This is a genomic window from Streptococcus raffinosi, assembly GCF_030284685.1.
Taxonomy (GTDB): domain Bacteria; phylum Bacillota; class Bacilli; order Lactobacillales; family Streptococcaceae; genus Streptococcus; species Streptococcus raffinosi.
This window is the reverse complement of the sequence record NZ_JASUZV010000002.1, coordinates 181,709-206,216: the sequence shown is the minus strand read 5'-3', so window position 1 is coordinate 206,216 and position 24,508 is coordinate 181,709. Positions and strand designations below refer to the sequence as shown.

Sequence of the window (24,508 nt, the reverse complement as noted above, 5' to 3'; positions counted from 1 at the left end):
CAAATAAAACAATTAACATTCTTTTCAGTGCGTCTCAATGACAAGCAGTCTATTGTTGTTCTGTGTGGGTAGCTTCTGTAGATGTTTCTGTACTTGAAGATGTGCTTTCAGTGCTTGAGCTGGTAGATGACGAATGAGTCGTACTTGTTGTGCTTGATTGAAGGCTTGAACTTGCTGTTGTGATAGAAACGTAGAGAATCACCGTACCATCAACAGCAGTACCAACTTGTGGATCTTGATAAAGAACCTCAGTACTACTAGGAACCTTATCCTTATCCAACTTGGCACCTGTATTATAGTCGTGATATTCAATATTACTACTTGAAATATCTTTACGGTTCAAGGTCTGCACTGCTGTTGAAACTGTCAAACCTGTTACATCAGGCATACTGATAGTCTTAGGTGTTGCCACACGGAACTTAATCTTAGCCTTAGAATCTTTAGGATTAAAGGTCTTGTTCTTACCAGGGCTCTGAGACAAGATTTCACCTTCATCGGCACTATCATCTTCGACATTTTGAATATCAATTTGATCTTCAGATACCCCATAATTTGAGGTTAAGTCTTTGACAGCATCCTTGTAGTTTTTGCCCTTGTAATCTTTCAGAGTGAATCCTTTGTCACCGGAAGAAACATAGACATCAATGCTTGTTCCTTCTTTACGAGTCGTTCCAGCTGTAGGATCTGTCTTGATTACCTTGCCCTTGTCGACAGAATCATCCTCGACTTCTTTGACATCACCGACCTTAAAGCCTGCACTTTCAAGTTTCGTCTGAGCCGTTGACAACTCTTGTCCGACAACATTTGGCACCTGAGCATTATCTGGGTTAGTAAATACCAAATAAGCAAAGATGATAATGCCAATAAAGACTAGTCCTAGGAAAACCTTGAGTAGAGTTGAAAAGAGATTTTTCTTCTTTTTAGCTGGAGAAGTTTTTTTCCTTGGGTGTTTACTTTGGGTTGGTGTAGGCTCTGATGGTTGAGCAGCAGCCTTTTTCTCAAGGGTTGCTGACGGAACTGGATCAACCTTAGGCAAGGTCTTGGTATCCGTCATGTCATCAAAGACTACCTTAGCATCACGACTATGGCTAGGATGAAGACTCGTCACAAGGTCACGGCTCATTTCCAGAGTGCTGTGGTAACGGTTTTCTAACTTTTTAGCTGTCGCTCGAATAACCACATTCTCCAAAGCTTGAGGAACGTTATGGTTCTCAGCCAAAATCGATGGCAAGGGCTTTTGAAAATGTTGAAGGGCAATGGTAACTGCACTGTCACCATCATAAGGAATATGTCCTGTCAACATCTCAAAGAGCATGATACCCATAGCATAGATGTCACTCTGAATAGTAGCTTTAGACCCTCTCGCTTGCTCTGGAGACAGGTAGTGGACTGAACCTAACATAGAATTGGTCTGAGTCAGGCTCGTTTCAGCAAAGGCCACTGCAATACCAAAATCGGTCACCTTAGCCGTTCCATCCTTTGTTAAAAGAACGTTTTGCGGCTTCAAATCCCTATGAATAATCCCTTTTTGATGGGCAAGAGTCATGGCAGAGAGAACTTCTCCCATGATACGCACAACGTCTTGGTTAGATAGAGGTGCATGATCTTGAATATATTTCTTCAAGTCCGAACCATCCACATATTCCATCGCTAAGAATTGCTGGCCGTCTTCTTCGCCAATATCTCGAATCGCAACAATATTTGGATGACTAAGTTCTGCCATGGCACGCGCTTCCCGTTGGAAACGCGCCACAGCCACCTGATCGGTCTGGTAATTGGTCCGAAGCACCTTGATAGCCACTTCTTCATTATCCAAAATCAGGTCGTTAGCCAGATAAACATCCGCCATACCGCCACGTCCGATAGCTTTAAGGATTCGATAACGTCCAGCAAACAATTTGCCGACTTGGATCATTATCCTTCCTCACTTTCTATCTTAACAAGAGCAACTGTGATATTATCAAGACCACCTGCCTCGTTAGCAGCTGCCACTAAACGGCTAGTCTTTTCTTCGACAAATCCAGGACTGTTGACAATATGAACAATCTGATCAGTTGAAATCATATTTGTTAATCCATCTGAATTCGCTAAAATATAGTCTCCAGGTTCCAATTGTTGCACACCGAGGTCCGCCTCAATTGGGGCAGATTGTCCTACAGATTGCGTAATGATATTACGTTGCGGGTGGACAGCTGCCTCTTCCTCTGTCAATTGACCAGCCTTGATAAGGGCATTTACCAAAGAGTGGTCACTTGTCAATTGTTTGTATTCACCATTACGAATGTGAGCAATACGTGAATCCCCAACATGGGCAAAAATCACAGCATTATCAACAAAGGCAAGAACTTCAATAGTTGTTCCCATGCCCTTGTACTCTTCATTTTGACCGAGTTCATAAATTTTACGATTTTCTGCATCAATAGCAGCAATCATCCAATCACGAATCTTACTTAATTCACGAAAATCTGTGTTGATCCAATCACGACCAAGGTCCGTTACTGACATTTCGCTGGCAATATTACCAGCTCGGTGTCCACCCATTCCGTCTGCAACAACGACAAGGGTAACACCAGCCTGGTTAACAAATTTATTAACAAAGTCTTGGTTATTTGACCGCTTTTGGCCAATGTCCGTTAATAATGAAATTTCCATAATCTTCTTTCTGACTTGCGTCAGCATTTCCTCCTCTGTAACCCTAGGCCTTTTTACGCAACTGTGCGATAAAGAAGCCATCAGTTAGATACTGTTCGGGGGTGATTGCCAAACAGCCATTAACCATTATGTTTTGACATGGATGGTCTAAGGCAACTTGCTCAAAATCAGAATGGGTTTCAAGAAAAGCTTGAATCACCTCTTGATTTTCTTCAGCTATAATGGTGCATGTACTATATGTTATTATACCACCTTTGCGTAGGGTTTGACAAACACTGGATAAGATATCCAACTGTACAGCCTTAAGTGATGCAAAGTCTTGGAGATCCTTATTGTACTTAATGTCTGGTTTCCGACGGATGAGACCAATTCCTGAGCAAGGAGCATCCACGAGTATCTTATCAAAACTATCAGCCGGAAAGATTTGATGAACCTGACTAGCATCCAGTTTCTGTGTCTTAACCCTATCTGCCAAACCAAGTCGTTGCGCATTTTCCTTAATGAGGTCTAGTTTATGATCATAAAGATCAAGCGCTGTTACATGTCCACTGGTCAAATAAGAAGCCATATGCACCGTCTTACCACCAGGAGCCGCACAGGCATCAAGAATTTCTTCCTCACCTTGAATAGCTAAAGTTGGCGCAACTAATTGACTGGTCTCATCCTGAATGGTTAACAAGCCCTCTTTAAAATATTCTGTCCCAGCAAAGTAACCAGAGGACTTAACAAGCCCAACTGGTGACAGTTCTGAACGTTCAGCACCAGTTGCATCCGCAATCTCTTCCATACGAGACACATCTGTCACACGAACACTGGCCTTGTTTCTCACAAAAAGACTTTGGAAAATAGCAAGGGCACGGTCTTCCCCATACTGGTCAATAAGTTTCTTCACCAACCATACAGGTAGGGAATATTGAACAGAATAGCGCTTATTGACACGTTTAATCTTACTTGGGTCTGGCAATGGTTGACTAGACAATTTCCGAAGAACGGCATTGACCAACTTCTCAGCACCCTTTTTATTACCTCGATTTTTAGCAATAGAAACGGCATCATTAACCACCGCATGGGCTGGAATTTTATCTAAGTAAGCCAACTGGTAAAGACTCAAAAGCAAGAGGTCGTAGACCCAAGCTTCAAGTTTGTCTCGATCCTCAATAACATGGGCCAAGATCCATTCCAAAGTAATCTTACGGGCAACGGTCCCATAAACAACTTCCGTCACCAAGGCCTTGTCCTTATCTGTTAGATGCGACTTGCTCAGACGTGCATTGAGGGCAATATTTGAGTAAGCCCCTTCCTGAAAGACTTCTTCTAAGACTTCAAGTGCCTGTCCACGAGCTGTTTTTTTCCAATCATTGGCCAAATACATCACCTACTTCAAGATTGCGACCTACCCCATTAAGGAAATCAGTAATAGCCATACGTGGCTTACCTGCAGGCTGAACAGTCTTAAGCGAAATAGCTCCTTGACCAGTCGCAACGACCAAGCTCTTCTTGGTTTTTTCAATGATATGACCAGCCTGTCCTTGACCTTCTACCAAGTCTGCTTCATAAATCTTGAAACGTTTGCCATCAAGCAAAGTATGGGCCACAGGCCATGGATACATTCCTCGGATTTGATTGAAGATGTCGCGTGCTGACTTGTTCCAATCAAGGCGTTCTTCTTCTGGGCTAATGTTTGGTGAAAAGGTTACCTGACTAGCATCTTGAGGAACAGGTTTAACTTCTCCTGCAATATAGGCAGGCAAGGTCTCAAGCAAAAGGTCACGACCCAAGACGGCCAATTTTTCAAACATGGTACCAACATTATCCTCGTCAAGAATCGGCAAGGCCTTTTGGCTGACCATGTTCCCAGCATCCATTTCCTTGACCATCTCCATAATCGTCACACCAGCTTCTGCGTCACCATTGATAATGGCATAGTGAATCGGTGCCCCACCACGGTATTTTGGCAAGAGAGAAGCGTGAACATTCACCGCAAAATCCATGCTATTAAGCAACTTGCTTGGCAAAAATTGTCCATAAGCCGCAGTCACAATCCCATCAGCACCTAGTGCCATTACTTGAGCCATCTCTTCTGAACCCGACAATTTTTCAGGTTGATAAATAGGCAAATCATGCGCCAAGGCCACTTCCTTAACTGGTGTCATGCGGATTTCTTTTTTACGGCCGACAGCACGGTCTGGCTGTGTGACAACAGCGACAATTTCGTAACGCTCATCTGTCAAAAGTCCTTCCAGCACTGTCGCTGAAAAGGCAGGCGTTCCCATAAATACTAATTTTGTCATATTTTTCCTTTTCTAGATTAAGTAAAACTCTGAGGTTCGTGATCAATAATCAGACGCAGGTCCTTATTTTCAGGTTCCTGGGTCATATCAAGGACCCCATTAAGCGTTTCTTCCAAGTTATCTTCAAAACGGTATTTGATAATAATCTGATAATGATAAAGGTTATGTGTTCGAGCAATAGGCTTAGGCGTTGGTCCCAGAAAAGTCACCTTGTCAGACAAGTGCTCTTTCAAATAAGCCATAACCTCATAGCTCTTGCGGACTACAAAGTCTTCATCCTTGTGAGAAAGCGTGATTCCTACCGTATAAAAATATGGCGGATAGGCCAACTGACGGCGAATCCCCATCTCATAGGCATAAAAACCTTCATAATCCTGTTGCTGGGCAAACCGAATGGCATAATGGCTAGGATTATAGGTCTGAATAATAACCTCTCCTTCCTTGTCCGCACGACCGGCACGACCAGCCACCTGAGTCAAGAGTTGGAAGGTACGCTCAGCCGAACGAAAATCCGGTAAATTCAAGGACGTATCCGCATTCAAGACCCCTACCAAGGTAACATTTGGAAAATCCAAACCCTTGGCAATCATTTGGGTCCCAAGCAAAATGTCAGCCTTGCCACTTCCAAAAGCCTCCAAGAGTTTCTCGTGAGCCCCTTTCTTACGTGTCGTATCAACATCCATCCGAATCACTCTGGCTTCAGGCAAGAGTTCTGTCAACTGGTCATAAGCTTTCTGTGTTCCAGTCCCATAATAGCGAATCTGACGACTCTGACAGTTAGGGCAGACGTGTGGTATTGCTTTTTGAAAATCACAATAGTGACAATTCATGGTCTTGGTATCCATGTGCAAGGTCAATGAAATATCACAGTTGGGACAATCATCCACATAGCCACAGTCACGACACATGACAAAAGAGGAATACCCACGACGGTTCAACATTAATACGACTTGTTCCTTACGTGCCAAGCGTTCTCTGATTTTTTCCAAGAGAGGTGGCGTAAAATCACTCACCTCTTGACGCCCAACAAAGTCCTTAAAATCCACCACTTCTACCTGTGGAATTTTAGCCTTAGGATTGGCCCTCTCCGTCAACTCAAGAAAATGGTAAACCCCTTTCTGAGCCCTCGCTCGTGTCTCAATAGAAGGCGTCGCTGAGCCAAGGACAAGAATAGCGCCATGACTCTTAGCCCTAAGCAAGGCCACATCTCTAGCATGGTAGCGAGGATTGGACTCTTGTTTGTAAGTAGCCTCATGTTCCTCATCAATAATGATTGCTCCGATATTGTCCAAGGGAGCAAAGATAGCCGAACGTGCCCCTACAACAACTTTGGCTTGACCAGACCTAACCTTACGCCACTCGTCAAATTTTTCACCGTCTGACAAGCCTGAATGCATAATGGCTACCAAGTCGCCAAAACGAGAGATGAAACGATTGGTCATTTGGGGGGTCAGGGAAATCTCTGGAACCAAGACAATGGCTGTTTTCCCCATGGTCAAGGTTCTCTCTATAAGATGCAGGTAAACCTCAGTCTTACCCGAACCCGTCACTCCTTCTAACAAGAACGGTTTGCCACCACGACCAATCTGACCTGTCATGACTTCAACAGCATGCGCCTGTTGCGCATTCAGCTCCAGAAAATCTGTCCTTGCTACCTTTTCAAAGTAGCTATCGGCACGATTAACCTCAACCTCAGTGATGACCAAAGCTCCAGCTTCAATGAAAAACTTAACCACATCTCGAGAAAACAATTTATAGAGGTCAGCCAACTTCCCAGATTCACTTTTTCCTAGCAAGAAGTCCCTTAACTCTAACCGTTTCTTGGCTCGTTGCGAAATGTCCAAAGTCTCTAAAATGCCCTTTTGAACACTATAATGCTTCTCCGTTTTTATATTTTGCTTATCCTTGGCAATGTAATCAACCGTTACACAACCAGATTGCACCAGACGAGGAATAGCTTGACCTTGTTTCTCTGATAATTGGGAGAAAAGAATGTGGTCTCGCCCCTGAAGAAAAGTGCACCTCTCCTCTTCACTCAGCTTATCAGTCGCCATGATCACTTTGTCATACTGAGAATTAAGAAGACCTGGAAGCATAGACTTCAAGATGGAAATCTTATAGGAAAAGACCGTTTGTCGCATTTGGTCAGCCAGGTCCAGCTGATCCTGATTTAGGACCGGCTCATAATCCAAAAGCTCCGCAATAGGCTTCAACTCTGGAAGATTGCCTCCATTTTCCTGTTCTTCCAAACCAAGGATAAAGCCTTGCAAGAGACGATTTCCCTTACCAAAAGGGACATGAACCCGCATACCGATGGCAATTTGACCTTGCATTGATTCGGGTACAAAGTAACTGTAAGGCCTGTCCGTCTGCATCAGAGGAACATCTACAATTATTTGTGCAACTAAAACCATATATCTCCTCCCATCACTGCCTTAAGACCAGTATTTTTAGTGCTCAGGACCTCCTGAGTCGGATTATCATCATAAAGAAGGAAGCTGAGGCACTATGCCTCAGCTCCCCCTGTCCTCATAAACCAAAGCTAGACTTTGATTTTAGATTTTATCGCCTTCTTCTTTTTCTTTAGCGATTTGTTCTTTGATTTTACGTTCTTCTTCCTCAGCAGCTAGACGTGCTTGGATAACTTTCAAACGTGCCAATTCACGTTTACCTTCTGGATCTGGGTGGATTGTGACATTTCCAGATTCAATTTCTTCAAGGGCTTGAAGCGTAGATTTGACAGCTGAAAATTCTTGAGTTGGTTCAGCACCAGCTGCCAATTCATGAGCACGTTTGGCCTGCAAAATAACCAATGAATATTTCGAAGGCACTTTATCCAAAAGCTTATCAATAGAGGGTTTCAACATCATAATTCTATACCTATTTCTAATTTATTTATCTGATAATTTCTTTTCTGAAATCATATTACGATAGCGGCCAATCACACGATCTACTCGGAAATGTTCTGCTTCAATGACACGTTTGACACGTTCAGCAGCCAAAGGCACCTCGTCATTGACGATAGCATAATCGTACTCGCTCATAAGAGCAATCTCTTCACGGGCACGCTCAATACGTTTAGCAATCACTTCCTCAGAATCTGTTCCACGACCAACCAAACGTTCTTGAAGTTCGTTCAAATCTGGTGGTGTCAAAAAGATAAAGACAGCATCTGGAACTTTTTTCTTAACCTGGAGGGCTCCTTGTACCTCGATTTCAAGAAACACATCAATGCCCTTATCCAAGGTCTCATTAACATATGTCAACGGCGTTCCATAGTAGTTACCAACATACTCAGCATATTCCAACATTTGACCGTTGCGAATAAGCTCCTCAAATTCCTCACGAGAACGGAAGAAATAATCCTTTCCATCAACCTCACCAGGACGCTGGGCACGTGTAGTCATTGAGACTGAGTATTCAAATTTGTGGTCAGGTGTTGAAAAAATTTCCTGACGGACAGTTCCTTTTCCGACACCAGAAGGCCCTGAAAAAACAATTAAAAGTCCACGATCAGACATGTCTTCTCCTTAAACTAAGATTAAAAATCTCTTTAAACTTGCCGTAAAAACAGAAAAGCAGATGCTCATTTCTACAGCTTGGGGGTTGTTGATTGATTCCGTGACAGCTCACTCACTGGAGCATGCCTTTTACCTTACTATTCTACCAATAAAAGCGACTTTTTTCAAGGTGAGGGAACCATTAAAAAGAGTGAATCCTATTTTCCTAGCACTCACTCTTTTATTCTTATCTTTTAAACCAAGCCAGTCAAGAGACCTTGCATAAATTCTTCCGAATGGAATTCACCAATATCATCAATTTTTTCACCAAAACCAATCAATTTTACTGGGATATCCAATTCTTGGCGAATGGCTAGAACTACCCCACCCTTGGCACTACCGTCCAATTTAGTCAAGATAAGACCAGTTAAGGGTGTGATTTTTGAAAATTCCTTAGCCTGACTAAGCGCATTTTGACCTGTTGAAGCATCCAAAGCCAAGAGGGTTTCATGAGGAGCTTCTGGGACCACACGTTTGATAATACGGCCAATCTTTTCAAGCTCTGCCATGAGGTTGTCTTTATTTTGCAAACGACCTGCCGTATCAATCATGAGAACATCAACGTCCTCAGCAAGAGCCTTTTCCATACCATCAAAGACTACTGAAGCAGGATCAGCCTTCTCAGCACCAGTCATCACTGGCACCTCTACACGACGCCCCCACTCGACCAACTGGGCAACAGCCCCTGCACGGAAGGTATCAGCAGCAACCAGCATGACTTTTTTGCCTTCTTGTTTGTATTTGTGTGCCAACTTACCGATAGATGTCGTCTTACCTACACCATTGACCCCAACAAAAAGCATAACAGTCAAGCCATCCTGGAAGTTAATTTGCTCATTGTAAACATCGTCCTTCTCATAGATATCCACAAGCTTTTCGATAATCAAGCGTTGCAAATCCTCAGTCTTTTTGACATTTTCAAGGCGAGCTTCATAGCGTAAGTCTTCCGTTAATTGTGTCGCAACATTGACCCCAACGTCAGAGAGAATTAGCATTTCTTCCAATTCTTCGAAAAACTCTTCATCAACACGACGGAAATTAGCGAAAAATTCATTCAGACGGGCAGCAAAACCAGTACGGGTCTTTTTGAGTGTCCGATCATACTTTTCTTGTTCTGTTTCTACTTGAGAAGTAGCAACTTCTTCGGGTTTTTCCTCAACTTGACGGGTTTGAACCGCTTCAAAAGTAACTGTCTCACCTTTTTCGGCAGCAGCAGCTACTTGAGCTTTCTTGGCATAATAGTCAGCCATGACATCAGCAAAATGGTTATCCACAGCAGCTTGACTTTCTTCAGGCTCTTGACCTACTGCTGACTCACTAGAAGCAATACTATCCTCAGAAAAATCTTCAACCGTTTCTTCTTCAGATACTTCTTCGCTGTCCACGTCTACAGCGTCAGCCACTTCATCAACAGATTCTGTGGATAAAGCTTCTTCTGGATTTTCTGACTGACTTACCTGCTCAGTTTGACTCTCACTAGCTGACTCGCTTGTTGATAAGTCTTGATGATCAAGGAACTCGACTTCTGAGTCAAAGTTTTGCAAGTCTTGATTGTCAAGAGACTCTGTTTCTGAAATATCATCTGTTAAATCATTGCTGGCAACAGTTTCTGCAGCTTCCTGTGACTGTTCGTTTTTCTGTCCAAATAATCGATCAAATAGACCCATTTGGTTCTCCTTATTTCTCTAAAATATAGTTATGGATGGCCTCAGCCACACCAGATTCTTCATTCGTTTGGGTTGTTACAGCATCTGCGACAGCCTTGACTTTATCAACACCATTAGCCATAGCCACACCGAGACCAGCCCATTTCAACATGGTCAAATCGTTTTCTTCATCACCCATGGCCATGACTTGACTTTGGTCAATGCCCAGATAATCTGACAATAGTTTCAAGCCCTCAGCCTTATGAACACCCTTAGGCATCACTTCAAGGATAATTTCTCGAGACTTAAAAACTTCAAAGTCTTCGGAAAGCTGTTTAGGCAATTTGGGAATTTGTGCATCCAAAAACGCCTCCTCACAGACCGTAACAATCTTATTATAGACGATATTCTTCGGAATGTCATCAATGCTATTCACATCAACAAAGGTTAGGGCTGGATTAGCCTGGCGGTAGAGAGAGTGGTTTCCTTTACTTGGCACACCATAGACGATGCCATCACTGAGAACATCCATGGGAAGTCCCAGAGGTTCAAAAGCAGCATAAACCTGCTCTATATCCTCTCGACTCATCTCCTTCTTTACGAGGATATCACCGTTATTGCGCTGAACCAAGCCACCATTAAAAGTCACGCTGTAATGCTTGTCGTCCAACAAGTCCAAATCTTTCAAAATATGGTCGATTGCAGGAAGAGGACGACCAGTCGTAATCACCACGTGAACCCCCTTATCCTCTGCCGCTTTTAGAGCCTCTCTATTTTCAACAGTAACCTGCTTATCCTTAGTAAAAAGCGTCCCATCCAAATCCAAGGCCAGTAGTTTAATATCAGACATCTGAACCTACCAACCCTTCCATATAGTCAAAGACGGCACCATCTTTATGGTGACCAATCACTTCATCAGCTACAGCCTTAATCTCATCACGCGCATTTCCCATCGCAATGGCACGACCCGCAAAGGTCAACATCTCCATATCATTGAGATTATCACCAAAAGCCACAACATCAGAAGCCTGACGCCCTAACTCTTGACAGAGATGGTAGAGGCCAAAGCCCTTATCCACACCCTTAAGAATAATATCCATAGAGTCAAAGCCAGTTGTCACAGCCGTCATATCCTCAAAAATCGTGTTGAGATAGTCACCACGCTCCATGATGGTATCCCCTTGGAACTTAGCTGTCACCTTAAAAATATCATCCGTCACTGATTCAAGGTCTGTCGCCACGACATTTTTATAATAACGTTCCATAGCTTTAAGATAGGCAGGATCAGCGTCGTTAGGTGCGTAAGCTCCCTGGCGGCCTGACAGAAGTATTCCTTCACAGGTTGGCAAGGCTAAAGTCGTGTCTGCAATTTCCAAATAATCTTTAGGTTCTAGCTTGGACTCAAACAAGACCTGACCCTTATACTGAACCAAGGCTCCGTTTTCCGCAATGACAGCAATACGGTCCACAAACCCGTCAAAAAGCTCCTCCAAGGCTAAAAGAGCCCGTCCAGAGGCAACTGTAAAAACATAGTCCTTGGCCTCACAAGCATCCAACAGGCTATCCAAACGTGCTTTATCATAAGTACCATGATGATCCAAAAAAGTACCATCCATATCTGTTGCTAAAATTTTCAAAATAATCTCCCTTCAGGTCGAATACACTTGCCCCTATTGTACCAAAAATAGAAACATAAGTTAGGGAAAAGCCATAGTTATGAGAGAAAATATAGTATTTCACTTGCAAATTATGTTTTTAAGTTGTATCATTACTGTAGTACAAAAATAATGTAATGATATTTCCTAGAAAGGAGTCTCTTATGGCTTGGACATTTGATGAAAAATCACCCATTTATCTTCAAATCGCCTATCGTGTAAAACTTAAAATTGCTTCTAAAGAATTAAGCATGGGGCAACAACTTTTACCCGTTCGAGAATTCGCTCAAGAAGCCGGTGTCAATCCAAACACCGTACAAAGGGCCTTCCAAGAACTGGAAAAAGAAGGTTTGGTTTACTCTGCCCGTACTTCTGGTCGCTTTGTCACCGAAGACGAGAAACTCATTAACCAAAAACGACACGAAATTGCTCAAAACCTGATTAAGAACTTTGTCACTGAAATGTCGGCTATTGGCTTCAGTTCACCTGAAATTAAAACCATTATCACCGACTACATTGAACAAAGAGGAAAGGAGTTATAGACTGATGACTGATATTGTAACTTTAACAAATCTCACCAAAACCTACAATGGTATTCCAGCCCTAAGAGATGTGACTATGACTATCCCTTCCTAAGAGATGTGACTATGACTATCCCTTCAGGAAAGATTGTTGGTCTCCTAGGACCAAATGGAAGTGGTAAAACTACCCTTATTAAGATTTTGAATGGCCTCCTTCAGCCAACTTCTGGTCTTGTAACGATTAACGGATTTGAGCCATCACCTATCACCAAGTCACAAGTGGCTTATCTGCCTGACACAACCTATTTAGATGAAAGTAAGACCATCCAATACTACTTGGACTTCTTCCAAGATTTCTATGCCGACTTTCGCTATCCTCTTGCCTTGCAACTTCTGGAGGATCTACACCTTCAACCTAATCTTCGTCTCAAAGACCTCTCAAAAGGAAACAAGGAAAAAGTTCAGTTGATTTTGGTTATGAGCCGAGAGGCCAAGCTCTATCTTCTTGATGAGCCTATTGGTGGCGTTGACCCTGCATCTCGTGACTATATCCTCAGGACCATCATCAACCAATACTCGGAAAAAGCTTCTGTTATCATCTCAACTCATTTGATTTCAGATGTTGAATCTATTTTAGACGAGGTTGTTTTCTTAAAATACGGTCAGATTGAACTTCAAGGAGATGCCGATAATATCCGCCAAGCCCATGGCAAGTCTATTGACAAGCTCTTCAGAGAGATGTTCCACAACTAGGAGGTATGAGCATGTTTTGGAAATTAGTTAAGTATGAATTACAATCAGTCCGCAAGTGGTACCTTGGCATCTACGGGATTGCCATCCTACTGTCTATACCTTTGGGCTTAATGCTTCAAAAATTAATAGTCTCCTTTGAACATAGCCATAAGGAACCAAGCCTACTTTTTATGGCCTTCTTTACACTGATTGTTATTGCTACCATTGTTGTTTGGGGAACCATCTATATCGCAACTATTGTCCTCATCATCAAACGCTTTGCGACCAGCGTCTTCGGACGAGAAGGCTACCTAAGCAACACGCTTCCTGTTTCAGCACACCAGCTTGTCTTGTCTAAACTCTTTGTAGCCTTTATTTTAGATACGATTTCATCTCTCGTTGTACTCACTTCAATTGGAATTATAGCCGCTTTCAACCTTGATATGAAAGATATCCTCCTGACTACCAGCTACTTTGGTCAAATCTTAAAAGAAATGGGGGCCCTCTACCTCTTCATTCCTGCTACAATTTTAGGAACAATTGCCGGTATTCTACTTTATTACCTCTGTATTAGCATCGGAAATCTCTTCAACACTAACAAAATTCTTATGGGGTTTGTCGCTTATTTCGCTATTCAGTCTATCCTATTCTTTATTGGTTTCTTCTTTGGATTTAGCGCTGCTTTGACTTCAAATATTACAAGTAATTCAATGAACAATTTGACATATATTTTGGGTATCATTCAGTCTATCATTATTATCGTTGCAAGCTACTTTGGTACCTACTATATCATGACCAAGCGCTTGAATTTAGACTAAAATAAAAACCGTGTTCCTTTTGGAACACGATTTTTTTTTTGCATTGAAAAGACTTATTTGCTTTGTTCTTTACGGTAAGTCTCGATTTCGGCCTTGTTCCCCCAAACGAAGTGTCCTGGGCGTACTTCAGCCATTTCTGGTTTATCGACAGAATAGTCGTGTTGGTTTGGATCATAAACCTTCAAAACTTTCTTACGTTCCAAGATTGGGTCTGGAATAGGAACAGCAGACAAGAGTGACTTGGTGTAAGGGTGAATAGGATTGTTGTAGAGTTCTTCCGTTTCTGCAACTTCCACAATTGTCCCCTTGTAAATAACAGCGATACGGTCAGAAATGAAACGGACCACTGACAAGTCATGAGCAATAAAGAGGTAGGTCAATCCCAACTCTTTTTGGAATTTCTTAAGCAAGTTCAAGACTTGGGCACGGACTGACACGTCAAGGGCTGAAATCGGTTCATCGGCAATAACCAAATCAGGTTGCATAACCAAGGAACGCGCAATCCCGATACGTTGACGTTGTCCCCCAGAAAATTCGTGAGGATAACGTGTCAAGTGCTCTTCGAGAAGCCCTACTTCTTTGATGATTTCCTTGATTTTAGCCTTACGGTCTTCTTCATCCTTATAAAGATGGAAGTTATACAAACCCTCAGACAAGATATAGTCAACCGTCGCACGTTCATTCAAACTCGCTGCAGGGTCTTGGAAAATCATCTGAATACGACGGATAAGGTCATTTTTCTCAGAGTGAGATAAGTGACCATTAATTTTCTTACCGTCAAATAAAATGTCGCCATTACTTGTATCATTTAGACCAATAATGGCACGCCCGATAGTCGTCTTACCACTACCAGACTCACCAACGAGGGAAAAGGTTTCACCCTTGTTGATGAAAAAATTAGCATTGTGGACCGCAACGAATTTCTTGATTCCCTCACCGAAGGAAATCTCCACATCTTTTACTTCAACTAACTTCTCAGGCATTGCCTTCCTCCTCATCTTCTAAATGTGCAAATCCCATATTGGCACGGATTTTTTCATGTAGATTTTGGATGACCTCAGGTTTTTCAACTTTTGGCGCATCCTCATGTAAGAGCCAGGTCTTAGCCCAGTGAGTATCTGAAACTTGGAATTGTGGCGCTTTTTCCTCGAAGTCAATCTGCATAGCATAGTCTGAACGCAAGGCAAAGGCATCCCCAACAACCGGTGTATAAAGTGACGGTGGTGTCCCTGGAATTGAGAAGAGTTCACCCTTATCAGCAGCCAACTGTGGCAAGCTTGACAGCAAGCTCCAAGTATAGGGATGGCAAGGTTCATAGAAAATTTCCTCAACCGTAGCAAACTCAATGATTTCACCAGCATACATAACCGCAACCTTATCAGCGATACTGGCTACGACACCAAGGTCATGGGTAATGAAAATGACAGAGAAACCATACTCCTCTTTAAGTGATTTCAAGAGGTCAATGATTTGAGCCTGAATGGTCACGTCAAGAGCCGTTGTTGGCTCGTCACAGATAAGAATATCAGGACGACAAGCTAGGGCAATGGCAATAACGATACGTTGACGCATCCCACCAGAATATTGGAAAGGATATTCATTGAAACGTTCCTCCGCATCAGGAATACCGACCTTGTCCATATAGTCAATGGCCATTTTCTTAGCTTCCTTAGGCGATTTACCTTGATGCTTGACAATGACTTCAACAATTTGATTACCGATAGTCTTAATAGGGTCCAGACTGGTCATAGGATCCTGGAAGATTGTTGCAATCTTAGCTCCACGAATTGGTGCCCAATCTTGGTGACTCTTAAGTTTTGTTAAATCTTGACCACGATAATTAATAGATCCACTAGCTACACGGCCATTTTCTTCAAGCATCCCTGTGAAAGTTTTAGTCAAGACTGATTTACCTGAACCAGACTCACCAACCAAGGCCAAAACCTCACCTTCAACCAAATCAAGGGAAACCCCTCGAATAGCTGTCAAAACACGGTCACGAACGTCAAATTCCACGACGATATCGCGAGCCGATAATATTACATTTTTATTTTCTGTCATATTGGACTCCTATCTATGCGTACGTGGGTCACTAGCATCCGCTAAGTTTTGACCAACAATAAAGAGGGCAAGAGAAACGAGAATCAAGGTTGTCAATGGAATCCAGAAAAGATAAGCATTGACCGTAACGTTCTGAGCATAGTCTGAAATCAAACGACCTAGACTAGGTGTTGTAACGGGAAGCCCCAAACCGAAGTAGGAAAGGAAAGCTTCGTAAGAGATGAATCCTGGCAAGAGCTGACTAGCCATGGTCACGATAACTGACACAAGTTGCGGCATGATATTTTTAACCACAATCTTTGCCGTTGGTGTTCCCAGTGTACGGGAAGCCAAGTTGTACTCCAAATCACGGTAACGCATGATTTGAATACGGATACTATAGGCAATCCCAATCCAACCTGTCACAGTCATGGCAAAAATCATATTCCAGAAACCAGCACCCAATGAATAAGTCAAGACAATAACCACAAGGAGGTCAGGGATATTTGAGATGATGTTGTAGATTTCCATCATAACCATATCGAAGGTCTTAGAAATCCCCCAAACAGCACCCACAAGCAAACCAATGACAACATTAAGGAAGGTAGCGATAACAGCGATAAGGATTGAATTACGCGCACCAAACCAAACACTGTCGAATAGAGACTTACCATTACTATCGGTACCAAACCAATATTGAGCATTAGGATGGACATAACGCAAACTGAAATCATTAACTTTTGAGACATCATTGAAATCAAATTTTGAAAACATCGGGTAGATAAAACTCATCAAAACAATGGCAATCAAGATACCCAACATGACTACTGTTGATTTCTTTTTAAGGAACTGACGCATCACCGATTTCCAATAAGAATAAGCCGGTGCATCAATTGTTTCAGAGGCAAAATCATCGCGCTTTACAAATTGGAACTTACTTTTATCAATTGAAGCCATTATTTACCTCCTTTAGATGTCAATTTGATACGTGGGTCAATCACTGTCATAAGGATATCACCCACAAGCAATGAGAAGATGGTGAGGGCTGTGAAAATAAACACCAGACCCACAACCATAGCATTATTTGAAGCACGAACAGAATCAATCAACATTTTACCCATACCAGGATAGGCAAAAATAGTTTCTGTCAAGGTAGCTCCGGTGATAACACTTACGATAGATGCTGGAATTCCTGAAACCAAGGATACCATCGCATTTTTGAAAATGTGTTTGTTTGAAATTTCTTTTTCTGACAACCCTTTGGCGCGTGCAAAACGAACGAAGTCTTGAGATTGCAGGTCAATCATATAACGACGAATCCAAATGGCAAGTCCTGGCGTTGACAAGAGTCCAAGAATAACAGATGGCAAGACATAAGAACGCCAGTCACCTGCTCCCAAGATTGGGAAGGAATCCGGAAGCCCAATTTCAGAACCAATCAATCGAATGATATAAACCAAGGCAATAGTTGGTAGAGAAAGCAAGAAGGTCAGAATACCTGTTGACACGCTATCAAAGAGGGTGTTCTTTAAGCGGGCCATGTATGACCCTAATGGAATCGCCAAGGCATAAGACAAGACCAAGCCAATCAATCCAGCAATAGCAGAGCTTGTCACCATTGATGGATACTGGTAATGACTTTTCGTTGCTGTATAAGGATCATTGCCAAACAAAGAACGGTCTCTTTCGTCAGCCTGACTTGGTGATTTATAGGTACGAGAGTAAATATCCACTGAAGATGGCTTTTTACCCGTTGGGAAATTCACATCAGTTGTTAAGGTTTGTCCTTGGCCCTGCGTAATGACATCAAGAACACCCTGATCAGCATAGGTTGGATAAGACGTACCAAGGTTCATCTTCACGAAGTTTTGGTGAACAAATGGGAACTGACCATTAAAGTAAAGCAGATATTTATGCTTAGTCCCTGAACCAACCACTGACCAACCAATAGCGGGATCATTTTCAATTCGAATGTAACGTTTCAAGTTTGGATTTGTTTTATCTTTTACCCATCCTGTATTGTCAAATTCAAAGAGGTGCTTATAGAAGCCAAATACACGTTCAAGTACTGGCACATCACGTGTCGCATAAAATTGCTTACTTTCCTTAAACTGCTGCAAATGCCAGCCACGTCCCAAACTATCCACATATTTTTGGTAGATAGCCTTATTGGCCTTGGTTGGTTTAGTCGTTACAGACTTATCAAGCGAGCTTGCTTTTTCCTGCAATTCCTTGGTGTCATAGTAATCAATATAACCCATTCGCTCATAGATTGTATTTTCATAGTTAGCCTTCGAATCGGCTGTCTTTGCAATCTTGTTGTAGTTAGGGTCCTGTCTGAAAATCAGACGCCTCGGCACCATGGTATAAATAATGGTGTAGGTCAAGGCCGTCACGACAAATATTGACAATAGAGAACGAAGGGTTCTCAATAAAATGTATTTTTTCATGTCTCTTCCTTTAACTCCAAAAGAACTTTCCCAATCAAATGAGAAAGTTCTATCGTCCTTTTATTTAACGTCATTCTCATGATTTTTTGAGCGTGTTCGTTGGACTTAGACTTTTCTTTAAACCAGTTTTCACGGGCTTTATCATCATTTTTCTTAGTGACAACAGCTTTTTTAGGTTCAAGATGTGTGAACATCTGCCAGAACCCTCAGCTCCTACTTGAGTAGTCACCAGAGTCTGTTATCAATCAAGCATGCGCTGGTAGGACACTCTGATTCACCAAAGTAGCCTGAGGATGACCTCCCCACAACTTTGCTTGTCTTTCAGTTTAACATTCGTAACGCACTATCTTCTTTTTTTCATAAGCATTCTCCAAAAAATCATAGTTATGTCACCATTATACCATAAAAATCGAAATAACAGCAATTGTCAGAATATTTTGTCTTATGCCTTCTTTCTCACAATTGATAGCTACTTTCAAAGGTATTTTGATAGATCTTTGGCCAAAAGAAAAAGGCTCGCGCCTCTTTCCATTGCATTATTTAACGTGTTTGGCAAGATCTTTTTGAGCTTTTTCGTTAGATACTTTCTTTTCTTTAAGCCATTTTTCACGACTTTGTTCATATTCTTTCTTAGTAACTACTTTTTCTTGTGGTTTAACATATTTGAAGTAGTCACCTGAACTCTTATCACCCACTTGAGTATATGAACCTGTAAATGGTGTCAAACGTGAGACAACTGGAGCTGCACCGTTACCAACCGTCAAAGGAATGACAAGTGAACTATCTTCTAACCAAGCTTGAGCTTGAGCATAACGATCATAACGTACATTGAGATCTGTTGTTTCAGAATCTGCTGAGTCAAGCAAGGCATCATAATCTTTAAGTCCTACTTGGGCTGCTGCCGCATTATTTGGGTTATCATATCCCATGAAGGTCTTAGTGTTTTCATTTGATGTTGTCTTAAAGATATTAAGATAAGTTGATGGGTCTTGATAGTCTGGACTCCAAACAACACCATTTGAGATATCCCAATCTTCTGCAGCCGCATTTGGCGCATTAAGGGTTGCATTTTGCATATCATCAGATGACAATTGGTTGATATCAATCACCACATTGTCACTTCCCAATGATTTTTCAATGGTTTGTTTCAAAGATTGCGCTTGAGAAACATTAAGTTTAGAACTTTGGTCAACTGGAAGGTCCAAGTGGATTGGGAATTGAACACCTTCTCCTTGGAGAGCTTCTTTAGCCTTACTAAACTCAGTTTTGGCTTTTTCTGCATTGTAGAGACCATCTTGACCATCAGCAAAGTTGACGCCTGACCACTCATCACCATATGAACTCATCTTTTCAGTAACAAGATCTCCAAAGGTCTTATCTCCTGCACTAACGAAGTCAGAAGGAACAAAGAGATTTCGAATAGCTTTAGCTGCTCCATCCTTACCGTTGACTTGTGATTGATATACCGTACGGTCAATAGCAAAGTTAATTGATTGACGGAAGTCTTTATTCAAAAGAGCTTTTTTCGTTGAAGTCTTTTCAGCATCAGTCTTTTTAGCAGTGTATTTGTAACTTTGACGGTCAATATTGACACTCATGGCTGATGTTGACGCACCTGCTGCAGTATAGAAGATATTATCTTTATATTTCTTTTCGACAGATGCATAGTTAGAGCTCATTGGGTAGACACGAGCAATACTATAAGCACCATCAGTGAAACTACGTTCCAAAGATTCTGGATCAGAACCATCATCATAGGTCAATTTGATAGCATCAAAGTGAACGTTCTTCTTATCCCAGTAGTTTTCGTTCTTAGTCAACTCGATTGATGATTTAGCTGTCAAAGATTTGAGAAGGAAAGGACCATTGTAGAGGATAGAGGTTGGGTCTGTTGACTTACCAAAATCTTTTCCTTTAGTTTTAAGGAAGTCTGCATTGACTGGGAAAAGCAAACCATAAGTTGTCTTAGAGTTCCAGTATGGCTCTGGTCGTTTAAGTGTATATTGCAAGGTATGGTCATCAATTGCCTTAACACCAACCTTTGAGAAATCTTTATTGGCACCTGATAGGTAGTCAGACAAACCAGCAATAGAATCTTGAACCAAATAGAGAGCACCAGCTTTTGAGTCTGCCGCATGCTTAAGACCAGTTACAAAGTCTTTAGCTGTAACATCAGCGTACTCTTCACCATCAGAGGTATACCATTTAACCCCTTTACGGATTTTATAAGTATAGGTTAGACCATCTTGAGAGACAGACCAATCTTCAGCCACTGAAGGTACAAGATTACCATATTTATCTGTTTCCATAAGACCATCAACACCATTTGTCACAGCAGTTGTTGTAGGTCCTGTATTTGAGGTAATGTAATCCAAAGTTTCAGGATCTGAACTGTAAACGTAACCATAAGTAGTACCACTAGTACTAGACTTAGATGAACAAGCCGCCAAAATACCAACACTAAGGACGGCAACGCCTGCTAAGGCTAACCATTTACTTTTTTTCATAAGATTTCTCCAAAATATAAAATTTTTTACAGCTTCATTATAGCATAAATAATCAAAAAGAACAGTTATTATTAGAATCTTTTGTACAATTCGATAACATTTGTAAACACGAAAACCACTGCGATTCCTTATCAATAAAGGGTTTCCTTTAGTTTAAGTTGATTTATTTTTAATCACAAAAGTTGCATAAAAAGGCCCAGCCACTCGGCCAGACCTCCTTTTATCATTACTTTTAATTATTAAGTGCTTGAGCAGCTGTGATAATCGCTAGATTGTAAATGTCTTCGGCACTAGCACCACGAGAAAGGTCGTTAACTGGTTTATTGAGACCTTGCAAGATTGGCCCAATAGCTTCGAACATTCCCAATCGTTGGGCAATCTTATAGCCAATATTACCAGCCTGCAAACCTGGGAAGACAAAGACATTAGCTTGTCCTGCTACATCACTATCTGGTGCCTTAATAGCCGCTGTTGCTGGAACAAAAGCTGCATCAAACTGCAACTCACCATCAATAGCCAAGTCAGGACGCATCTCCTTAGCAAGAGCTGTTGCTTCAACAACCTTATCCACTTTTGGTGATTTGGCAGAACCTTTTGTTGAGAAGCTAAGCATGGCCACTTTAGGATCAAGCCCGAAAATGGCAGCTGTATCAGCAGTATTAACAGCAATTTCTGCCAATTCTTGAGCATTTGGATCAATGTTAATAGCACAGTCAGCAAAAACCAAACGTTGGTTAGTGTTTTCACGGTTCATAAGGAAAACACCTGAAGTACGTGAAATGCCTGGTTTTGTCTTGATAACTTGAAGGGCAGGACGTACTGTATCGGCTGTTGAGTGAATAGCACCTGAAACCATACCATCAGCAAGACCAAGTTTCACTAACATAACACCAAAATAGTTAACATCACGAAGCAACTTGTCCGCATCTTCAATTGTCGCTTTTCCTTTACGGATTTCAACAAATTTTTCCTTCATTTCCTCAAGACCTTCATAGGTTTCAGGATTAATAATCGTATAGTTAAAATCTGCAAAACCAAGATCATTCAAGATTTTGTGAACCTCAGCTGGGTCTCCCAAGATAATAGGATCCACCAATCCTTCAAATTTCAAACGGGCAGCTGCACGAACCACACGGTCGTCATTACCCTCAGGAAAAACAATCTTAATGTTCTTTCCTAAAATACGTTCACGAAGTTCACCAAATAGACTACGCATAAATACTCCTCAATCAATCTTTTTAGTTTGTAAGTCCATGATAACGGTTTCAAAGTCATCTGTCAAGGAAGACGCAAAGACCATCTCTTTCTTGGTAAAGGGATTGACAAAAGCAAGACGGTGACAATGCAAGGCCTGACGTTCAATCCCATAATTTAGAGAGCCCCCATAAAGGTCATCTCCCAAAAGAGGAAGGCCCAAATGAGCAAAGTGCACACGAATCTGGTGCGTCCGTCCAGTATGAAGGTTAATATCAACCAACTTAACTCGCCCATAATCACCTACCAAACGATAACTGGTATGAGCATATTTCCCTGATTTATGGACCCGACGTGTGATGATGGAATCCACATCACGCGCAATGGGTGCAATGATTTCTCCCTGTTCCTCAAGTTTAGTATCACCCTCCACCAAGGCATAGTAGTGCTTCTTAATGGACTTCTGCTGCAACTGCTTATCCATACGTGCATGGGCATAACCATGCTTGGCAAAAAGCATGAGTCCAGACGTGTCCTTGTCCAGACGTGTCACAATATGCACTCGCTGATTGGGATAATCATTGCTAACAAAGTGATATTTAACAAAATTAGCCATGGTGTTGTCATGATTGACACTTGGAATACTAGCATAACCATATGGCTTGTTCACCACCAAGAAGTTATCATCTTCATAGACAATATCCAAGTCAAACGGGATGGGAGTTAAGGTATCATGTGGTTCCTCATCAGGAATCTCTATAGCGACCACATCTCCCTCATGAACAGGGTAGGTCGCAAACTGCTCCTCACCATTGACCCAGATATGACCGCCCTCAAACTTAATCTTAGCCAAAAGTCCTTTGGAAACATCATGCTCCTTCAAAAAGGTCTTTACTCGGCAGGAACGTCCCACAGTAAATTCATATCTCATTCTTCCATGTCTCCGATAAAGGAATCACGTACACGCTCCCAGAAACTGGTATGACTGGCACTAGCCACAAAGGAAATCTTACGCTGGTCAATTGAGAACTCTACCTTTTGCACATTACGATTAGTGTAGGTTTTATTATCGACCGAAAGCGTGTAGCTCCCCATTCGGGTAGGATAAACGGTAATTTTCTCATTCTTAGGAACAATAAGTGGACTGCCCAAGGTACGGTAAACACGGTTATTAAGACTGGCAATCTCAGTCAATTGCAGGGCCTCAATAGTGGGATGAAGAACTGCACCACCCAAGGATTTATTGTAGGCAGTCGAACCTGTCGGTGTTGCTACAGACAGTCCATCCCCACGGAAGCTCTCAAATAAGATGTCATTGAGGCAGACATCAGCTGCCATAGTTTTTTCATTACGTTTAATAGCTGCTTCATTGAGCGCAATTGATGTAAAGGAACGGCCATCAGCCAAGGTTAGCTTGACATTTAAGAGCGGGTAAGAAATCTTCTCGCCACGATCCTTACGCAAGGTTTCAATCAACTGCTCAACCTCACCATCTAAATAATCTGTATAAAATCCCAAATGCCCCGTATGAATGCCAACAAAACGGACACGAGCAAGCTCTTTTTCATACATATGAAAGGCTGATAGCAACATGCCATCACCACCGATAGAGATAACCACATCAGGATTTTTCTTAGTTAAATAAAAATCAGGATCGTCTCGAAAGGCATTAAAAAGTTTTGAGGCAACACGCCTACTCTGGGGCTTGCCATTAGCAATAATAGCCACCTTCATCTCATCCGAAAAGGTCTTCATCTGTGTCATCACTATTTCCTACACTATCTTTCAAAGTTCTGTTGATTGGATCAAAGAGCAACTGAGCATCTCGAATATCATCACGTATCTTACGCATCTCTTCATCAAGCTGATAGGCCATGCGTGCCGTATTTTCCAAGCGGAGTTTAATCTCCTCTGGAAAATTTCCCTGATATTTATAATTAAGGGAATGTTCAATAGTGGCCCAAAAGTTCATGGCCAAAGTCCGAATTTGAATTTCGGCAAGGATTTCCTTACGACCATCAATGGTATCAACAGGATAAGACACGATAACATGATAAGAGCGATAACCCGAATGTTTACGGTTTCTGATATAGTCTCGCTCTGAAACAATAGTCATATCACTACGATGACGAAGCAAAGCCAAAACCTCATCCACATCATCGACAAATTGGACCATAATACGCAGTCCAGCAATATCTTGCATTTCCTTGGCCAAATTCTCAACAGACAGGCCACGTAGGGCAATTTTTTCCTCAATGGAAGCCACTGACTTCACACGGCCCGTCACAAATTCAATGGGCGAGTGACGATTTTTCTTACGAAATTGTTTACGAATGCCTCGGAGCTTAATTTTGAGCTCACCTACGGCCTGAATATAGGGGTCTAAAAATTCTTCCCAATCCATGGTCAAGATAGGACTCCTCCTTGTCAAAAGCTTTAGTT

General features: G+C 41.9%; 22 protein-coding genes and 1 pseudogene. 3 read left to right on the top strand and 20 right to left on the bottom strand.

Translation table 11 applies throughout. From position 1 onward, the window contains the following. Nucleotides 1-49: 49 nt before the first annotated feature. The 10 genes from pknB to QRD39_RS02410 all read right to left on the bottom strand — a co-directional run bounded on the left by pknB (nucleotide 50) and on the right by QRD39_RS02410 (nucleotide 11,786). Nucleotides 50-1,915 carry a Stk1 family PASTA domain-containing Ser/Thr kinase gene (gene pknB / locus QRD39_RS02455; protein ID WP_285955537.1) on the bottom strand — a complete coding sequence of 622 codons (1,866 nt, stop codon included), beginning with the start codon at nucleotides 1,913-1,915 and terminating at the stop codon, nucleotides 50-52. Beyond that, nucleotides 1,915-2,652 (bottom strand): Stp1/IreP family PP2C-type Ser/Thr phosphatase, encoded by a 738-nt coding sequence (locus QRD39_RS02450; RefSeq protein ID WP_037613505.1) that lies wholly within the window; start codon nucleotides 2,650-2,652, stop codon nucleotides 1,915-1,917. Before QRD39_RS02450 ends, pknB begins: the two co-directional genes overlap by 1 nt. A 43-nt stretch (nucleotides 2,653-2,695) precedes the next feature. Continuing rightward, on the bottom strand, nucleotides 2,696-4,018 hold the full coding sequence (gene rsmB, locus QRD39_RS02445; protein WP_285955558.1) for a 16S rRNA (cytosine(967)-C(5))-methyltransferase RsmB: 1,323 nt from the start codon (nucleotides 4,016-4,018) through the stop codon (nucleotides 2,696-2,698). Beyond that, nucleotides 4,008-4,943, bottom strand: a complete 936-nt coding sequence (gene fmt, locus QRD39_RS02440) for a methionyl-tRNA formyltransferase (RefSeq protein ID WP_285955536.1) — start codon at nucleotides 4,941-4,943, stop codon at nucleotides 4,008-4,010. Before fmt ends, rsmB begins: the two co-directional genes overlap by 11 nt. Nucleotides 4,944-4,960: 17 nt before the next feature. Beyond that, a complete protein-coding gene (locus QRD39_RS02435; RefSeq protein WP_285955535.1) occupies nucleotides 4,961-7,357 on the bottom strand; it encodes a primosomal protein N' in 2,397 nt (798 codons plus the stop codon). A gap of 141 nt (nucleotides 7,358-7,498) precedes the next feature. Then, nucleotides 7,499-7,813 carry a DNA-directed RNA polymerase subunit omega gene (rpoZ, locus tag QRD39_RS02430; protein WP_002889391.1) on the bottom strand — a complete coding sequence of 105 codons (315 nt, stop codon included), beginning with the start codon at nucleotides 7,811-7,813 and terminating at the stop codon, nucleotides 7,499-7,501. 21 nt (nucleotides 7,814-7,834) lie between these two features. Then, nucleotides 7,835-8,464 (bottom strand): guanylate kinase, encoded by a 630-nt coding sequence (gene gmk, locus QRD39_RS02425; protein ID WP_008535152.1) that lies wholly within the window; start codon nucleotides 8,462-8,464, stop codon nucleotides 7,835-7,837. Between the two features lie 233 nt (nucleotides 8,465-8,697). Further along, nucleotides 8,698-10,170, bottom strand: coding sequence for a signal recognition particle-docking protein FtsY (ftsY, locus tag QRD39_RS02420; protein ID WP_285955534.1), 1,473 nt, complete (start codon nucleotides 10,168-10,170; stop codon nucleotides 8,698-8,700). Nucleotides 10,171-10,180: 10 nt separating this feature from the next. Next, nucleotides 10,181-10,999 carry a Cof-type HAD-IIB family hydrolase gene (locus tag QRD39_RS02415; RefSeq protein WP_285955533.1) on the bottom strand — a complete coding sequence of 273 codons (819 nt, stop codon included), beginning with the start codon at nucleotides 10,997-10,999 and terminating at the stop codon, nucleotides 10,181-10,183. Further along, nucleotides 10,992-11,786 (bottom strand): HAD family hydrolase, encoded by a 795-nt coding sequence (locus QRD39_RS02410; RefSeq protein WP_285955532.1) that lies wholly within the window; start codon nucleotides 11,784-11,786, stop codon nucleotides 10,992-10,994. The genes QRD39_RS02415 and QRD39_RS02410 overlap by 8 nt, the downstream gene beginning before the upstream one ends. A 182-nt stretch (nucleotides 11,787-11,968) precedes the next feature. Here QRD39_RS02410 and QRD39_RS02405 point away from each other — a divergent pair, with 182 nt between their 5' ends. The 3 genes and pseudogenes from QRD39_RS02405 (at nucleotide 11,969) to QRD39_RS02395 (ending at nucleotide 13,875) form a co-directional block, all read left to right on the top strand. Beyond that, the gene (locus tag QRD39_RS02405) at nucleotides 11,969-12,346 is read left to right on the top strand and encodes a GntR family transcriptional regulator (protein WP_008535155.1); all 378 of its coding nucleotides are present in this window, start codon (nucleotides 11,969-11,971) and stop codon (nucleotides 12,344-12,346) included. 4 nt (nucleotides 12,347-12,350) lie between these two features. Beyond that, a pseudogene (locus tag QRD39_RS02400) lies at nucleotides 12,351-13,078 on the top strand (ABC transporter ATP-binding protein). Between the two features lie 11 nt (nucleotides 13,079-13,089). Further along, complete coding sequence (locus QRD39_RS02395) at nucleotides 13,090-13,875, top strand: ABC transporter permease (protein WP_285955531.1); 786 nt, start codon at nucleotides 13,090-13,092, stop codon at nucleotides 13,873-13,875. A gap of 53 nt (nucleotides 13,876-13,928) precedes the next feature. Here QRD39_RS02395 and QRD39_RS02390 read toward each other — a convergent pair whose 3' ends face one another. From QRD39_RS02390 to yjbM, 10 genes are all read right to left on the bottom strand, one after another. Then, a complete protein-coding gene (locus QRD39_RS02390; protein ID WP_285955530.1) occupies nucleotides 13,929-14,858 on the bottom strand; it encodes an ATP-binding cassette domain-containing protein in 930 nt (309 codons plus the stop codon). After that, a complete protein-coding gene (locus QRD39_RS02385) occupies nucleotides 14,851-15,936 on the bottom strand; it encodes an ABC transporter ATP-binding protein (RefSeq protein ID WP_285955529.1) in 1,086 nt (361 codons plus the stop codon). Before QRD39_RS02385 ends, QRD39_RS02390 begins: the two co-directional genes overlap by 8 nt. Before the next feature lie 9 nt (nucleotides 15,937-15,945). Further along, nucleotides 15,946-16,872 carry an oligopeptide ABC transporter permease OppC gene (oppC, locus tag QRD39_RS02380; protein ID WP_008535160.1) on the bottom strand — a complete coding sequence of 309 codons (927 nt, stop codon included), beginning with the start codon at nucleotides 16,870-16,872 and terminating at the stop codon, nucleotides 15,946-15,948. Continuing rightward, the gene (locus QRD39_RS02375; RefSeq protein WP_002889404.1) at nucleotides 16,872-18,365 is read right to left on the bottom strand and encodes an ABC transporter permease; all 1,494 of its coding nucleotides are present in this window, start codon (nucleotides 18,363-18,365) and stop codon (nucleotides 16,872-16,874) included. Before QRD39_RS02375 ends, oppC begins: the two co-directional genes overlap by 1 nt. Continuing rightward, nucleotides 18,362-18,559, bottom strand: coding sequence for a hypothetical protein (locus tag QRD39_RS02370; RefSeq protein WP_021152352.1), 198 nt, complete (start codon nucleotides 18,557-18,559; stop codon nucleotides 18,362-18,364). The genes QRD39_RS02375 and QRD39_RS02370 overlap by 4 nt, the downstream gene beginning before the upstream one ends. Nucleotides 18,560-18,901: 342 nt before the next feature. Continuing rightward, on the bottom strand, nucleotides 18,902-20,872 hold the full coding sequence (locus tag QRD39_RS02365; RefSeq protein ID WP_285955528.1) for a peptide ABC transporter substrate-binding protein: 1,971 nt from the start codon (nucleotides 20,870-20,872) through the stop codon (nucleotides 18,902-18,904). Nucleotides 20,873-21,104: 232 nt separating this feature from the next. Further along, on the bottom strand, nucleotides 21,105-22,088 hold the full coding sequence (gene pta, locus QRD39_RS02360) for a phosphate acetyltransferase (RefSeq protein ID WP_002889407.1): 984 nt from the start codon (nucleotides 22,086-22,088) through the stop codon (nucleotides 21,105-21,107). A 9-nt stretch (nucleotides 22,089-22,097) separates the two neighbouring features. Next, a complete protein-coding gene (locus QRD39_RS02355) occupies nucleotides 22,098-22,997 on the bottom strand; it encodes an RluA family pseudouridine synthase (protein ID WP_285955527.1) in 900 nt (299 codons plus the stop codon). After that, nucleotides 22,994-23,830, bottom strand: a complete 837-nt coding sequence (locus tag QRD39_RS02350) for an NAD kinase (RefSeq protein WP_021146215.1) — start codon at nucleotides 23,828-23,830, stop codon at nucleotides 22,994-22,996. The genes QRD39_RS02355 and QRD39_RS02350 overlap by 4 nt, the downstream gene beginning before the upstream one ends. Then, nucleotides 23,802-24,476 (bottom strand): GTP diphosphokinase, encoded by a 675-nt coding sequence (gene yjbM / locus QRD39_RS02345; protein ID WP_037608995.1) that lies wholly within the window; start codon nucleotides 24,474-24,476, stop codon nucleotides 23,802-23,804. Before yjbM ends, QRD39_RS02350 begins: the two co-directional genes overlap by 29 nt. Nucleotides 24,477-24,508 lie beyond the last annotated feature (32 nt).